Source organism: Polaromonas sp. CT11-55 (genome assembly GCF_047303325.1).
In the GTDB taxonomy this organism is placed as follows: Bacteria; Pseudomonadota; Gammaproteobacteria; order Burkholderiales; family Burkholderiaceae_C; genus Polaromonas.
Genome location: NZ_JBKBEX010000007.1, coordinates 120,309 through 133,705, shown reverse-complemented (window position 1 = coordinate 133,705; position 13,397 = coordinate 120,309). Strand labels below are relative to the sequence as shown.

Here is a 13,397-nt window from a genome sequence, read left to right as displayed (position 1 = left end):
GCATGACGGCATTCAACGGAATCGAGATCCACCCCCGGGTGAAAGAAGACGCCGCCGCGCTGGACGCCTTGCGCAGCCTGCCCAGCTCGGTGATCGGCGACGTCATGGGCGGGCGCCTGGTCGGCACCACCGCGCTGCGGCCCGTCAACCGATCCATGGTCAGCTGCTGCGGCAATGCCTTCACGGTGCGCGTGCGGGCCGGCGACAACCTGCTGATCCACAAGGCCCTGGACATGCTGCGGGCCGGCGATGTGCTGGTGGTGGACGGGGAGGGGGACATCTCGCGCGCGCTGGTGGGCGAGATCATGATGACGACGGCGCGCATGCGCGGCGCCGCGGCCTTTGTGATGGACGGCGCGATCCGCGACGTCGACGCCTTCGAGGCACAGGGCTTTCCGTGCTGGGCCAGGGGCGTCAGCCTGCGCGGCCCTTACAAGGACGGTCCCGGCAGCATCAATGTGCCCGTGACTGTGGGCGGTATGCTGGTCCAGCCCGGGGACATCATTGTTGGCGACTCGGACGGCATTGTCGCAGTGCCCGTCGCGCTTTCGGTGCAGGTCGCGGAAAAAGCCCATGCCAAGGTGCGGGACGAGCAGGCCACCATCGCCGCGATCCTCGCGGGTACATACTCATCGGCCTGGGTGGATGCCACCCTGAGCCAGAAAGGCGTTTGACACCATGGACAAGCCGACTTTGCAGCGCCTCGCGGCGCTGGACAGCAACACCGTTTCCGACGCACTGGATTTCCTGGGGCTGCCCGGCGCCACCTATGGGCTGAGGCCGCTCTGGGACTGCCCCAAGGTCGTGGGCCGGGCCAGCACCGTCCTGCTGGGGCCCAAGACCGAAGCCAAGCCCACGGTCCACCTGATCTCGCCCGTGATCGACGCCATCACAACGGACGACAGGGTGCTGGTGATTGCCGGCGGCATCGAGGGCGTCTCCTGCTGGGGCGACATCCTGGCCAACGCCGCCACGGCCAAGAAAATCCGCGGCACCGTCATTGACGGCTGCAGCCGCGACATCGAAGGCAGCGAGTCCATCTCCTACCCTGTGTACGGCAAAGGCATCACTATGGTCAGCGCGCGCAACCGCGTGGTCCAGCTCGACGCCGGCAAACCGATGCAAATGGCCGGCGTGACCGTGCATGAAAACGACTACGTGATTGCGGACCGTTGCGGCACCGTCTTTATCCCACAAGAAAAGATCGAAGAAGTGCTGGCCCTGGGGGAAAAGATTAACCGCCGCCAGGAAGGCATGGTGGCCGCAGTCAGGGCAGGGCGCTCCGTCGCCGACGTGATGCACGACAAGGAATTTGAAGCCATTGCCGTGGAGCCGCAGAAGTGACGAGCGCCCAGGTACTGAACACCCGACTGGCCGCCGCGCAGCCCTCCGCAACCTATCGCATGATGGACCGCGCCGCGCTACGAAAAGTCGCCGGCCACCCGGTGATCTCGCTGACCGCGGGAGAGCCCGACTTCGACACGCCGCTCCATGTGCGCGAAGCGGGCATTGCCGCTATTGGGGCGGGGCATACGCGCTACACGCCGGTGGCCGGCTTGCGGGCCTTGCGCGAGGCGGTGGCCGCAAAATACCAGCGCGAAAACGGGCTCGACGTAGCGTGGCAGGACACCATCGTCTGCTCGGGCGGCAAGCAGGTGCTGTACAACGCCCTGGCCGCCACGCTCAACGAGGGCGACGAGGTGATCATTCCGTCGCCATACTGGGTCAGCTACCCGGAGATGGTCCAGATCTGCGGTGGCGTATCCGTGATCGTTGCCTGCGACGCGGCAACCGGTTTCAAGCTGACGCCCGCTGCCCTTGAGGCCGCGATCACGCCCCGAACCAAGTGGCTGATCCTGAACTCCCCGTCAAATCCCACGGGTGCGGTCTATAGCCGCGAAGAACTGGAGGCACTCGGTCGCGCGCTGCTGGCGCACCCGCACGTCCTTATCCTGTCCGACGACATCTACGAGCACCTGATCTTCGACGGCGCGGCGTTTTGCACCCTGGCCCAGGCCGTGCCGGCACTGCGGGAACGCACGCTGACCATGAACGGTGTGTCCAAGGCCTACGCGATGACGGGCTGGCGCATCGGCTTTGGCACCGGGCCCCGGTGGCTGCTGGAGGCCATGGAAAAGCTGCAGGGGCAGCAGACCTCGGGCGCCTGCTCGATCTCGCAGCATGCCGCCGTCGCGGCGCTCAACGGCCCCAAGGATTTCATCGCGCAAAGCCGCGCCCAGTTCCAGCGGCGACGCGACCTGCTGGTCGCGCAGTTGAACCAGGCCCCGGGGCTGCGCTGTGAGACGCCCGCCGGCGCGTTCTATGCATTTGTTTCTTGTGCCGGCCTGATAGGCAGGCGCAGCGCGGGCGGCGCGCTGCTCGATTCCGACGAGGCCGTTGCGGTCGCGCTGCTCGAGGAAGCGAACGTGGGTGTGGTGCATGGCTCGGCTTTCGGCCTGGCGCATCACCTGCGCTTCGCCTATGCGATCGGTGAGGCGCCCCTGCAACAGGCAGGCGCCGCGGTCCGGGACTTCTGCGCCTTGGCTGGCCCGGCCTGAATCTCCTGAATTCGTAAGCTCGCGTTTCCAGCCACCTCCTCCAATTGGGGGATGCGCTATAGCCCAAAAGGTAGCAGAGTTATGTAGCAGGATGTATCCAGGCTTGGGAACAGGCTTGGCGCATTCCGGCAGCATGAAATGTCCCACCTGAAGGGAGAACCATGATGGCTTCGCAAGCGCCCCCAAACGCCGCGGCGATTGACCGCATCACCCTGCTTGATCCACGGGTCGTGCAGGCCTGGTGCGCTGAATTGCAATGCACCGAGCACGAACTGCGCGCGGCCGTGTACGCCGTGGGGAGCGATCCCGAGCAGGTCAGGCGCTATTTTCGCCGCGGCAGGGAGACACCGGAAATGCTCGAGGACTGAGGGTTTCCCTGTAGGTTTTCCTCCGAGCCTGAGACAAGGCATCACCCGACCTCGTGAATGATTTTGTTTGCGGATGATGCGGCATGAACACTTTGATCCATCCCCCCGTGATCGAGGCCCCCACGCCCGGGGAAGAGCAAGAAAAAGCCTCCAGCACCACCGAGCTCCTGTTCGGCCTGGCGCTCGGCATCTGCGCGCTTGCGGCGGTGCATCTGGCGGGCTACGCGGTGCTTCTCATCGCGCCTGTGCTGAGGCGGCTTTTCGATCAGGCTTGAAACAGGGGCCCCGCACGGGCGGCTAGGCCGGCAAGGGCGCAATCGCCTCCCGCAGGTGTTTTTGCAGGGCCAGCACAACAGGCTGTCGCGAGCCCAGGCCTTTGCGCAGGATGCCGATCTCGCGGTAAAAAGTCTTGTCGCCCAGGTCAATGGCGCGCACGCCTGGCGGCAGGGGCAGGTAGGCCTCGACCATGGGCACCAGCGCGACCCCAAGGCTCTCGGCGACCAGCTTCATGAGGCCCGCGATTTCGTCGAGTTCGATGGCGTCCCGCACGCTGAGCTTGTTGTCGCGCAAAAAACGCGTCACCAGCCGCCCGCCGAAGGAGGTGCGCTCATAGCGCAAAAAGGGCTGGGTTTCGAGCAGCTTGCGCCAGTCCCGGCCTTTGCTGTCTTTGGGGATCAGCAGCTTGAAGGGCTCGCGCATCAGGGGCTGCCAGCTCATCTCGGGCAGGATGCCGAAGGGCGGCCGGATCATGATGGCCGCGTCGATCTCGGCGCTGTCGAGCTGGTCCATCAGCCTCATGGACACGCCGGGAAGAATGTTGACGAGCAGCCTGGGATTGTCTTTGCGCAGCGAGGCCAGCGCGCGCGGCAGCACCGAAGACTGCACCGAGGCAATGGCGCCTATGCGCAAGGTGCCGGCGAGTTCCTCATCGCCGCCCGCATCGCCCAGCTTTGAATACAGCGCCACAATGTCTTCGGCGCGCGCGAGCACCCTGGCGCCGGCCTCGTTGAGCACGGCGGAACGCCGCGTGCGGTCGAAAAGCGCAAAGCCCAGAGATTCCTCCAGCCGCTGGATCTGGCTGCTCACGGCGGACTGGGTGAGCCCGATCTGCTCGCCGGCCGCGGAAAAACCGCCGTAGCGAACGACCGCGATCAGGGTTTTGAGCTCGGTGATCATGGGGGGAGGGCTTTAATTCATCGAAATTATTGATTCTCAGTTTGAATATATATCGTTTTTCAAACTTCATGAATCGCCCTAAAGTAAGGCTTTCACGATTTCACAAGGCTCACGATGACCGCACACAACACCGCCCCCCCCGCCAAAGCCCTCCCACCTTTCCACCTGGCATTCCCCGTCCACGACCTGGCCGTGGCGCGCCAGTTTTATGGTGAACTGCTGGGCTGCTCCGAAGGCCGGAGCTCCAATGAATGGGTGGACTTCAATTTCTACGGCCACCAGATCGTGGCCCACCTGGCGCCCGAAGAATGCGGCCATCGCCAGACCAGCGCGGTGGACGGCCACAACGTTCCGGTCCGCCACTTCGGCGCGATTCTGTCGCTGCCAGAGTGGGACGCGCTGGCGACGCGCCTGAAGGCGGCCGGCACGAAATTTGTCATCGAGCCTTATGTCCGCTTCAAGGGCGAGCCGGGCGAGCAGGCCACCATGTTTTTCCTGGACCCGTCCGGCAACGCCATCGAGTTCAAGGCCTTTGCCAGCCTGGACAACCTGTTTGCCAAGTGACATGAGCCATTTCAGGGAGGTCGCGCTCCAGCACGCGAGCCGGCTGATCAACCACGGCCCCACGGTGCTGGTGACCAGCGCGCACGGCAAAGCCCGCAATGTGATGGCTGCGGCCTGGTCCATGCCGGTGGAGTTCACGCCGCCGCGTATCTCTGTGGTGATCGACAAGAAGACCTATACGCGTGAACTGATCATGGTCAGCGGCGGTTTCGGCATCTGCATACCGGGCAGCACCCTGGCCGCCTTGACGCATGCGGTGGGCAGCGAGTCCGGGCGCGACATCGACAAGTTCGCACACTACGGCCTGAAGGCCCGCAGCGGTCCCGTCCTGGGCATGCCCTTGCTGGAGGAGGGCTGCGCGGCCTGGCTGGAATGCCGGCTGATCCCCGAGCCGCACACCGAGGATGCCTACGACACCTGTTTCGCGGAGGTCGTGGCCGCGGCCGCCGATGAACGTGTATTCCAGAATGGGCACTGGCGCTTCGGTGAGGACAACCGCGAGCTGCAGACCATCCACCACCTGGGTGGCGGCAACTTCGTGAGGTCGGGCGGGATGTTTTATGCGGGTGACGCCGTGACGGCGCGGCCTTCAGGCTCGCAATAAACATGGGCGTGTGAATCGGAACTTGGCCTTCGGCGCGAAGGTAATATTGCCCATAACGCCCATATAGACGAAGGTAGTATTGACTAAAAGTCCCCGCAGAGTATCTTGTGCTTGTCTTTGGTGGCCTTTGCGCGCTTCTGTCTGATACTGACCCGCCGATATTGCGCTTGCGCAACAACCCGATTGGCGGACGAACGCATTCAAGCGAGGAACTCTCAGCATGAGAACGTCTATGCGTATGTTCGATGTGGCGAAGGGCTCCGCGGCTGACATTGCCTCAATGGTCGTTCAGCCTTCAGAACAGAGCCGCAGCTTGCCTGGCACAGATGTTTTCTACCATGCCGGCATGGTCACCGGGCAATGCAGGCAAGCCTTGCTCGGGCAGACCCCGGCCACGATCTGGTTGACCGGATTGAGCGGTGCGGGAAAGTCCACGCTCGCGTACGCATTGGAAGCCATGCTGCTGGATCTCGCCCACCCTTGCTTCGTTCTGGACGGGGACAACCTGCGCCATGGGCTGAGCAAAGACCTGGGATTCTCTGCGCCAGACCGGCGTGAAAATATTCGACGCACGGCCGAAGTCGCGCACATGATGAACGAAGCCGGATTGATCGTGATCACAGCCTTGATCTCGCCGTTCCGGGACGACCGGAAAATGGCGCGAGGCATCATCGGCGATGCACGATTCGTTGAAGTCCATGTCAGTACGCTGGCAACCGTCTGTGAACAGCGCGACCCGAAAGGGCTGTATGTGCGGGCGCGCGCCGGACAGCTTGCGGAATTTACCGGAATTTCGTCTCCCTACGAAACGCCGCTCATACCTGATTTGGTGCTCGACACCGACGCATTGCCTTTGAAAGATTCGACCCAGACCTTGCTCGACCTGGTTGCGCAGCGCTGCTTCAAATGAGCCGCAACACAAAGCAGGCCTCATGATCGACGGGTCAACAATTTCTTTGGCCGTTGTGCGCTGAATATTTCAGCTGACTCAAGGTAAGCAATAACAGGAGCAGGCGTATGGAGGTAGCAGAAGCAAAAGATGCCGGCGCCCTTGTGCACTCTCGCCCACGGCCCGTGCTGATGATCCCGCTGCGGCGCTGCGGCAGCCATGCCTTGCGCTTGCGCCTGAGCTTCAATCCGCACTTTTACTCGCCCTATCCCTTGCATATCGTGGATTTCATGCCGCTGGTGCCGCTCTATGGCGATCTTTCCGATGACCGGGCGTATTTCCGCATGGTGGTGGACGTGGTGGGTTTGCAGGCGGCAAGCCCGGTCAAGTGGCCCAACGTGGTATTTGATCCGAGGCAGATATTCGAGGCGATACGCCTCGAGAGGCGCAGTGTGCATCGCGTCGTCTGGGAGTTGCTGCTACGCGCCGGAGAGCTGCATGACGCAAGAATCGTCATGGATAAATCGCTGGACAGCGTGCACTACGCGGACGAGTTGATGAGCCTGTTTCCGCAGCTGCTGTTCCTGAATGTCGTGCGGGATCCCCGCGCGCAGGTGGCATCCATGACCCGCGCCATCATCCACGACTTCGATGCCACCCTGAACGCGATGGCATGGGTTGATGCGTATCGTGTGGCGCTGTCGCTGGCGGAGCGTTATCCGGAACGGGTGCTTACCGTGCGCTATGAGGATTTTCTTGCCGATCAGGAGAGCACGCTGCGCAGGATCTGCCGCTTCTTCGGCATCGAGTACCTGCCGCAAATGCTGGATGTAACGCGTTCACACGAGGCGCAGCAGCTATCCCATATGTCGGCGCTCTGGGCTTCGAATTGTTTCGCGCCGATAGCCGCCAACGCGGACAAGTTCAAAACGCAGCTTTCGATGAAGGAAATCGAAGTGATCGAGACCTTGGCGCGCGACTACATGGCGCTTTACGGCTATGAACTGATGACCGATGCACAGGCAGCGATCAGCGACAGCATGATGGCGGATTCCCGCGAATGCTCCGGGATCGCGAAGCGGCGCGCCTGGCAGGAGCTGGAACACAACGATTACCGGGATTTCATTTTGCGCCGTTTCCGGTCAGACTATCTGCAGCAGGTACGCAATCGCCTGGACGATTTGCCGATTGCCGTTGCGGCTAAGGCACGCGATACAGCTCGCATTGCGTGAAATTCTTCTATAACAAACGCGGCGAAATTGCATGCGGAACGAAAAGACTGCGATGAAACATTGGCAATTCGGCGGCGTCACAGGAAAACTCCTCGTTGGCCTGGGTTCCATGCTGGGATTCACCGCGCTGATCGCCATCACGGGCGTGTGGTGGATCATGAAGCTGGAGCGCGTCAACGACGAGATGGTTGACGCCGGACTGGTGGTGGAGCGGCAGATCAAGGAATGGCATCGCTTGACGCGGGCCAATACCTTGCGGACGCTGCTTTTGCTCAAAACCAATGACCCGGCACTGGAAAAGGAAGTTCGCGCCGAGATCGACGAAACGGTCAAAAAAGTCAACGTTATCCTGCGCAAACTGGATACGGCCTTGCACGATGACCCGATTGTGGAGACCTTTTCCGCGGCAACCGAACGGCGCCTGCAATACCAGAAGATCCGCGCCGACGCATTCCAGGCAAAAAAGGCCGGCGACGAGCGCGAAGTCACCCGCATCATTGAGCAGGAGCTGATGTATGCGCAGAACGGCTTTCAGGCCGCGGTACAGCAGCTGTCCGACGAGCAGGTCGCGCATATGCAGGAACTGGTCGCGAGCAACAATGCGCAATCGGAACAGGCGCGATTCATCGTTGCAGTCTCCACGTCCGTCGCGTTCGTCCTGGCGCTGCTGTTCTGGCTGGTGGCGCACAAACGCTCCAGGGAGGTCGAGCGCACGCTGAATCATCAGCTGTCGGAAAGCACGGAACTGCAGCAGGCAATCCTGGACAGCGCCAATTTCTCCATCATCTCGACGGATACCAACGGAGTGATCCGCCTGTTCAACAATGGGGCGCATCGCATGCTGGGTTATTCAGCCAGCGAGCTCTTCGCCCGGCATACACCCGACTTGCTGCACGACGAAACCGAAATGGCGGAGCGCGCGCGGCAGCTGAGCCTCGAACTGGGACAACCGGTCAAAGCCGGTTTTGAAGCGCTTGTTGCCAGGGCGCGCGGCGGCTTGGCGGACGAGCGGGAATGGACTTATATCCGCAAGGACGGCAGCCGTTTGCCTGTGATGGTATCGGTCACGGCGCTGAGGGATGAGCAGCTTGCGCTGACGGGTTTTCTTTGCGTTGCCTACGACCTGATAGAGCGCAAGAGGGTCGAAAACATGAAAAATGAATTCATTTCGACGGTCTCACATGAATTGAGAACCCCGCTCACCTCCATTCGCGGCTCGCTCGGGCTGATCTTCGGCGGTGTGGGCGGCGAGTTGCCCGAGACCGTGAAGAACCTGGTGGGCATCGCCAAGAGCAACTGTGAGCGCCTGATCCGGCTGATCAACGACATGCTGGACAGCGAGAAGATCGAGTCCGGCAAGATGCGCCTGGACCTGCAGGTCATTGACCTCAGGCCGCTGATCCAGCAGGTGCTGGCCGCCAACGAGGGTTTCGCGGGCCAATACAGCGCGACCTTGCGGCTGCGGGCGCCCGATGTGCCGCTGCAGGTGCGCATTGATGGGGACCGCATGATCCAGGTGCTGACCAACCTGCTGTCCAATGCGGTGAAGTTCACGCCACCGGGCGGAGTGGTGGAGGTGCGGGTGTCGCGCACGGCCCAGAGTGTGCGGATCGAAGTGGTGGATTGCGGCCCGGGCATTCCGGAAGAGTTTCGCGGCCGTATCTTCCAGAAATTTTCGCAGGCGGATTCCTCCGACACCCGGCAAAAAGGCGGGACCGGTCTCGGGCTCAACATTTCCAAGGCGCTCATCGAGAAGATGGGCGGCAGCATAGGCTTTACCAGCGTGGTGGGCACGGGCACCACTTTCTTCTTCGAGTTGCCCGAGTGGCGGACTCCGGTGCCTTTGGCGCAGCCGTTCCGGGCCAAGGCTGACGTCTTTCAGCTGCGCATCCTGATTTGCGAGGATGACCCCGACGTGGCCAGGCTGATCAGCATGATGCTGGACAAGGCGGGATTTGAAACCGAGATGGCCTATAGCGCCGAACAGGCTCGGGCCTGCCTCGCGGGGAGCCACTACGATGCCGTGACCGTGGACCTGAAGCTTCCCGGCCAGAACGGCATTGCCTTCATCAGCGCGCTGCGCGACGACGAAAGCACCCGCAAACTGCCGGTCGTGGTGATTTCGGCCCTGGCAGAGGAAGGGCAACTGCAGTTCAACCACAAACCTCTCACGGTTTCGGATTGGCTGCAAAAGCCGATTGATGAAGATCTGCTGGTCCTCAGCGTACGCCGGGCCGTCGCCGGCATACAGGCCGGCAAGCCGCGCATACTGCATGTGCAAGCCGATCCCGATATCCAGCGCATCGTCGCCGCGGTGGCCCAGGATTTCGCCAACTTCACATCTGCCGCCACGCTGGACGAAGCCCGTGCCCTGCTGCGGGAGCAGCCCTTTGACCTGGTGCTGCTGGACCTGGGGCCGGGCAAGGAGTCAAGCTGGGACCTGGTCGAGGACATTGACGCGCTCGATCCGCGGCCGCCGGTGATCGTGTTTTCGCCCAGCGACACGGACCTGACGGAAGATAAGCGGGCCGAGGCAGTCCTGCTCAAGGCCCGTACCTCCAGCATGGAGCTGTTAAGCACCATCCAGCGTATTCTGCAGATTCCCGCAGACCCAGGCACCGCCGCCCCAATCCCCTGAGCAGCCCCATGCGGGCACCGCCGGATTAACTTCGTGAGGTGGGGGTAAAAAATTTTTGCAGCGGCGCCGTGAAGGCGGGCCTGCATCCGCAGGCAAAGCCCGCTCGGTCTTCATCGGCACACCACAGCGATCACGCAGTTCGCCTGCGAGCGCGCGTGGCCCTGCCAACTATTTCACATTCTCCAGGAATAAATCCCGCCCCGGAAACGGTTCGTTGCAATTCATGTGCGTGCCTCTCCAGGCCGCTGTGGGGCGCTCGCTAAGATGGCCCGCGGCGCGGCAGGGACGCGCCGTCGCAACGCAGGCCAAAGGGAGTGTTTGCCCAAGGCCTGTTTTTTTTATCGAGAACCTAAGGGAGAAGCATGATTACAAGTTTGAAAAACAAGAAGTTTTTACTCACCATAGTGGTAGCAGTCACCACATTGGGCCTCTCGGGTCAGTCTTTCGGCCAAGCCAAGGCCACCGACATCGTCGGCCTCAAGTTGGGCATGTCACCTGATGAGGCGCGCGCGGCGCTGAAGGCACATGACGCTACGATGAAGATCGCCGACCTGGCGAGCTGGAGGGCCCAGCCTGGCGTCCCAGCCTCGATAGCCAAGATCCGTGGTTGCAGCTCAGCGGTGCCTGATGGGCCATGCAAAGACGAAATCGTCGTTACCTTTGGTCATCTCTCTAAAAAGGCATTGTTTGTCACGCGTGTGCTGAAGGTCGGCAACGGCGTGCTGCATCAGGCCGCTGTCGACAGCCTCATCCAAAAATACGGCCAACCGACCTTCCGCAGCAGCCCGAACAGCTTACTCTGGACCTATACGGCAGCTGGTGCACCGGTTGGTAATACGGAATGCGCCGTTAGTGCCCAGTCTCCGATCGAGAGTGTCACGCCGAAACCACAATGCGGTACGGCCACCTCTGCAAACATCCTGGCTGGCCCAGGCGCGCTTGCCTCGGAAATCCATGTGGCAACCTATGAAGGCCAGCGCCTGGTTGACGAGCGCGCATTGCTGGTCGCCGCGGTCAAAGCACATCAGGAAGAGATCGAGCGCGCGGCCAAGGGCAACAAGGTCAAGTTATAGAGAGCGGCATTTTCCGCTTGTCGGCGCGGGCTCCGCGCCGACAAGCCTTGGACAATTACAACCATCATCGTCCTCACGGCTCGCTCGGCCACTTGACCCCGAGCGAGTTCGTCCGTAGACGCTCAGTTCAACCCGAGGAGGCGGCCAGTCACCGGCCCTCTGTCCAACTCGCCCGCCTGAAACACGGCCGGGCTTGCGCTTTGACGAGCCAGGCAAAAAAATCCCGCAGTTCTCATGCGGGATGAAGTTGTCACCACCAAAGTGACAGGAGAGACAACGGGGAGAAATTCAGCGGACCGGGCTCAATCCGCCTGGATGTTCGCGGCCTTGACGACCTTGGCCCATTTGGCGAGGTCGGACTTGATCAGTGCGGCGTATTCCTGGGGTGTGCCGCCCTGGATTTCTATGCCGGCGGCCTCGAGCTTGGCTTTCACGTCGGGCAGTTTGAGCGCCGCGTTGATTTCAGTGTTGAGCCGGGTGATGACGGCCGGCGGCGTGCCGGCCGGCGCGAGAAAACCGCCGTTGGTGTTGGCGTCATAGCCCTTGAGTCCCTGTTCGTCGGCCGTCGGGACGTCCGGCAGCGACAGGATTCGTTTGCGCGTCGACACGGCGAGCGCCCGGACGTTGCCGGCCTTGACCTGCGACTGGATGGCGCTGATGGTGTCTATGTACAGCGCGGTACGGCCCGCCAGTAAATCCGGGTGGGCGGCCGAAGAACCTTTGTAGGGCACCAGCAGCATCTGCGCGCCACTGGCCATGCGGAACATCTCGGCCGCCATTTCCTGGGCGCTGCCGCGGCCCGAGGTGGCGACTTTGGCCTGGTCCGGGTTGGCTTTCATCCAGGCCACGAACTCGGGCAGGGTCCTGGCCGGAATCTGCGGGTACATGGCAAACACCAGCGGAACCTCGTGGGTGTAGACGATGGGCTCAAAGCTTTTTTCCGGGTCCCAGCCGAGGTTTTTGAACAGGAATTTGTTGGTGTTGTGGCTGCCGCCCACGATGCCTATGGTGTAGCCATCAGGCGCGGACTTCGCGAGCACTTCGGTGCCCAGGTTGTTGGACGCGCCGGGCCGGTTGTCGACGATCACCGGTTGCCCCATGGAGATTGCCAGCTTGTCGCCGACGACCCGGGCGATGGTGTCTATGGCGCCTCCGGGCGGCGCGGGCACGATGATCTTGATGGCGCGCGTGGGGTAGGCCTGGGCGAGGGCCAGGGCCGGGACCAGAGCCAGCGAGGCCGAAACGGCAAGGGCCCTGATGAGGGTTGTGCGTTGCATGTTTGTCTCCTTGTTTGTGGTTCGGGCCCGCTCACCTTATTGCGTGGTGATCTTGCGGCTGCGGATGATCTGGGCGTAGCGGTTTTTGTCCGCTGAAATCAGTTTGGAGAATTCCTGCGGCGAGGTGGTGCGCGGCACGGCCCCCAGTGAGGCGAAACGCGCCTTGACCGCTTCGTCCGCCATGACGGCGCGCACGTCGGCGGCGATCTTTTCCACCAGATCGGGCGGCGTGCCCGCGGGCGCCAGCAGGCCTATCCATGAAATCGCGTTAAAGCCCGGGAGCGCGCTTTCGGCGAGGGTGGGCACATCGGGCAGGGCGGCGACGCGCTTGTCGCCGGTCACGGCCAGGGCGCGAAGTTTGCCGGCCTTGATGTGGCCCGAGGCTTCCAGCACGGTCATAAAAGACAGCTGCACATGGCCCGCGATGAGGTCGGCGATGGCCGGCCCGCCGCCGCGATAGGGCACATGCAGGATGAAGGTGCCGGTCTGGTCCTTGAACATCTCGGCCGCGAGGTGGGGCGCGCCGCCGGCGCCTGAGCTGCTGTAGGTCAGCTGGCCGGGCCGGGACTTGGCCTGCGCAATGAATTCGGCGGCGGTCTTCGCGGGCACCGCCGGGTTGACCATCATGGCCAGCGGCAGTTCGGCCACCAGCGACACCGGGGCAAAAGCGCTGTCCGGGTCATAGGGCAGCTTGGGGTAGAGCGAGGGGTTGATGGCCTGGGTGCCGATATTGCCCAGCAGCAAGGTGTAGCCGTCACGCGGCGCCTTGGCCACGAAGTCGGCGCCTATCTGCCCGGCCGCGCCGCCCTTGTTGTCGACGATCACGGGCTGGCCCCAGCGTTTGGTCAGTTGCTCGGCAATGATGCGGCCGCCCGTGTCGCTGCCGCCGCCGGGCGGGAAGGGCACCACCAGCGTGACCGGCCGGGTGGGAAAGGTCTGCGCACCAGTGCCAGTGCAGGCGAGGGCGGCCACGGCGAAAGCCATGGCAAGGGCAAGAGGTCTGCTGATCATTTTTTGT

The 13,397-nt window shown here is 62.6% G+C and carries 14 protein-coding genes; 11 read left to right on the top strand and 3 right to left on the bottom strand.

Annotated elements, in window-relative coordinates; all coding sequences use genetic code 11:
* The first annotated feature begins 2 nt into the window (after nt 1-2).
* From ACEN8I_RS09475 to ACEN8I_RS09455, 5 genes are all read left to right on the top strand, one after another.
* Nucleotides 3-674, top strand: a complete 672-nt coding sequence (locus ACEN8I_RS09475; protein ID WP_413328131.1) for an RraA family protein — start codon at nt 3-5, stop codon at nt 672-674.
* A 4-nt stretch (nt 675-678) separates the two neighbouring features.
* Nucleotides 679-1,344 carry an RraA family protein gene (locus ACEN8I_RS09470; RefSeq protein ID WP_413328130.1) on the top strand — a complete coding sequence of 222 codons (666 nt, stop codon included), beginning with the start codon at nt 679-681 and terminating at the stop codon, nt 1,342-1,344.
* A complete protein-coding gene (locus tag ACEN8I_RS09465) occupies nt 1,341-2,558 on the top strand; it encodes a pyridoxal phosphate-dependent aminotransferase (protein ID WP_413328129.1) in 1,218 nt (405 codons plus the stop codon). Before ACEN8I_RS09470 ends, ACEN8I_RS09465 begins: the two co-directional genes overlap by 4 nt.
* Before the next feature lie 161 nt (nt 2,559-2,719).
* Nucleotides 2,720-2,926 carry a DUF3606 domain-containing protein gene (locus tag ACEN8I_RS09460; RefSeq protein WP_413328128.1) on the top strand — a complete coding sequence of 69 codons (207 nt, stop codon included), beginning with the start codon at nt 2,720-2,722 and terminating at the stop codon, nt 2,924-2,926.
* An 83-nt stretch (nt 2,927-3,009) separates the two neighbouring features.
* Entirely contained in the window at nt 3,010-3,201 is a 192-nt protein-coding gene (locus ACEN8I_RS09455) for a hypothetical protein (protein WP_413328127.1), read from the top strand.
* Nucleotides 3,202-3,223: 22 nt separating this feature from the next.
* Here ACEN8I_RS09455 and ACEN8I_RS09450 read toward each other — a convergent pair whose 3' ends face one another.
* Nucleotides 3,224-4,102, bottom strand: a complete 879-nt coding sequence (locus ACEN8I_RS09450; protein WP_413328126.1) for a LysR family transcriptional regulator — start codon at nt 4,100-4,102, stop codon at nt 3,224-3,226.
* A 114-nt stretch (nt 4,103-4,216) separates the two neighbouring features.
* Here ACEN8I_RS09450 and ACEN8I_RS09445 point away from each other — a divergent pair, with 114 nt between their 5' ends.
* The 6 genes from ACEN8I_RS09445 to ACEN8I_RS09420 all read left to right on the top strand — a co-directional run bounded on the left by ACEN8I_RS09445 (nt 4,217) and on the right by ACEN8I_RS09420 (nt 11,102).
* On the top strand, nt 4,217-4,666 hold the full coding sequence (locus ACEN8I_RS09445; protein ID WP_413328125.1) for a VOC family protein: 450 nt from the start codon (nt 4,217-4,219) through the stop codon (nt 4,664-4,666).
* A 1-nt stretch (nt 4,667) separates the two neighbouring features.
* Nucleotides 4,668-5,270: a flavin reductase family protein gene (locus ACEN8I_RS09440; RefSeq protein WP_413328124.1), complete on the top strand. Its 603-nt coding sequence runs from the start codon at nt 4,668-4,670 to the stop codon at nt 5,268-5,270.
* A gap of 232 nt (nt 5,271-5,502) precedes the next feature.
* Nucleotides 5,503-6,180 carry an adenylyl-sulfate kinase gene (gene cysC, locus ACEN8I_RS09435; RefSeq protein ID WP_413328122.1) on the top strand — a complete coding sequence of 226 codons (678 nt, stop codon included), beginning with the start codon at nt 5,503-5,505 and terminating at the stop codon, nt 6,178-6,180.
* 107 nt (nt 6,181-6,287) lie between these two features.
* On the top strand, nt 6,288-7,391 hold the full coding sequence (locus tag ACEN8I_RS09430) for a sulfotransferase family protein (protein ID WP_413328121.1): 1,104 nt from the start codon (nt 6,288-6,290) through the stop codon (nt 7,389-7,391).
* Nucleotides 7,392-7,443: 52 nt separating this feature from the next.
* Nucleotides 7,444-10,029 carry an ATP-binding protein gene (locus tag ACEN8I_RS09425; protein ID WP_413328119.1) on the top strand — a complete coding sequence of 862 codons (2,586 nt, stop codon included), beginning with the start codon at nt 7,444-7,446 and terminating at the stop codon, nt 10,027-10,029.
* A gap of 362 nt (nt 10,030-10,391) precedes the next feature.
* A complete protein-coding gene (locus ACEN8I_RS09420) occupies nt 10,392-11,102 on the top strand; it encodes a hypothetical protein (RefSeq protein WP_413328118.1) in 711 nt (236 codons plus the stop codon).
* Nucleotides 11,103-11,404: 302 nt separating this feature from the next.
* Here ACEN8I_RS09420 and ACEN8I_RS09415 read toward each other — a convergent pair whose 3' ends face one another.
* Together ACEN8I_RS09415 and ACEN8I_RS09410 are read right to left on the bottom strand one after the other, a co-directional pair.
* The gene (locus tag ACEN8I_RS09415; protein WP_413328117.1) at nt 11,405-12,379 is read right to left on the bottom strand and encodes a Bug family tripartite tricarboxylate transporter substrate binding protein; all 975 of its coding nucleotides are present in this window, start codon (nt 12,377-12,379) and stop codon (nt 11,405-11,407) included.
* Nucleotides 12,380-12,415: 36 nt separating this feature from the next.
* On the bottom strand, nt 12,416-13,390 hold the full coding sequence (locus tag ACEN8I_RS09410; RefSeq protein ID WP_413328116.1) for a Bug family tripartite tricarboxylate transporter substrate binding protein: 975 nt from the start codon (nt 13,388-13,390) through the stop codon (nt 12,416-12,418).
* Nucleotides 13,391-13,397 lie beyond the last annotated feature (7 nt).

Coding starts and splice junctions, on each gene's coding strand:
- ACEN8I_RS09475 (WP_413328131.1), top strand. CDS start 3: ATGACGGCATTCAACGGAATCGAGATCCACCCCCGGGTGAAAGAAGAC.
- ACEN8I_RS09470 (WP_413328130.1), top strand. CDS start 679: ATGGACAAGCCGACTTTGCAGCGCCTCGCGGCGCTGGACAGCAACACC.
- ACEN8I_RS09460 (WP_413328128.1), top strand. CDS start 2,720: ATGATGGCTTCGCAAGCGCCCCCAAACGCCGCGGCGATTGACCGCATC.
- ACEN8I_RS09455 (WP_413328127.1), top strand. CDS start 3,010: ATGAACACTTTGATCCATCCCCCCGTGATCGAGGCCCCCACGCCCGGG.
- ACEN8I_RS09450 (WP_413328126.1), bottom strand. CDS start 4,102: ATGATCACCGAGCTCAAAACCCTGATCGCGGTCGTTCGCTACGGCGGT.
- ACEN8I_RS09445 (WP_413328125.1), top strand. CDS start 4,217: ATGACCGCACACAACACCGCCCCCCCCGCCAAAGCCCTCCCACCTTTC.
- ACEN8I_RS09440 (WP_413328124.1), top strand. CDS start 4,668: ATGAGCCATTTCAGGGAGGTCGCGCTCCAGCACGCGAGCCGGCTGATC.
- cysC (WP_413328122.1), top strand. CDS start 5,503: ATGCGTATGTTCGATGTGGCGAAGGGCTCCGCGGCTGACATTGCCTCA.
- ACEN8I_RS09430 (WP_413328121.1), top strand. CDS start 6,288: ATGGAGGTAGCAGAAGCAAAAGATGCCGGCGCCCTTGTGCACTCTCGC.
- ACEN8I_RS09425 (WP_413328119.1), top strand. CDS start 7,444: ATGAAACATTGGCAATTCGGCGGCGTCACAGGAAAACTCCTCGTTGGC.
- ACEN8I_RS09420 (WP_413328118.1), top strand. CDS start 10,392: ATGATTACAAGTTTGAAAAACAAGAAGTTTTTACTCACCATAGTGGTA.
- ACEN8I_RS09415 (WP_413328117.1), bottom strand. CDS start 12,379: ATGCAACGCACAACCCTCATCAGGGCCCTTGCCGTTTCGGCCTCGCTG.
- ACEN8I_RS09410 (WP_413328116.1), bottom strand. CDS start 13,390: ATGATCAGCAGACCTCTTGCCCTTGCCATGGCTTTCGCCGTGGCCGCC.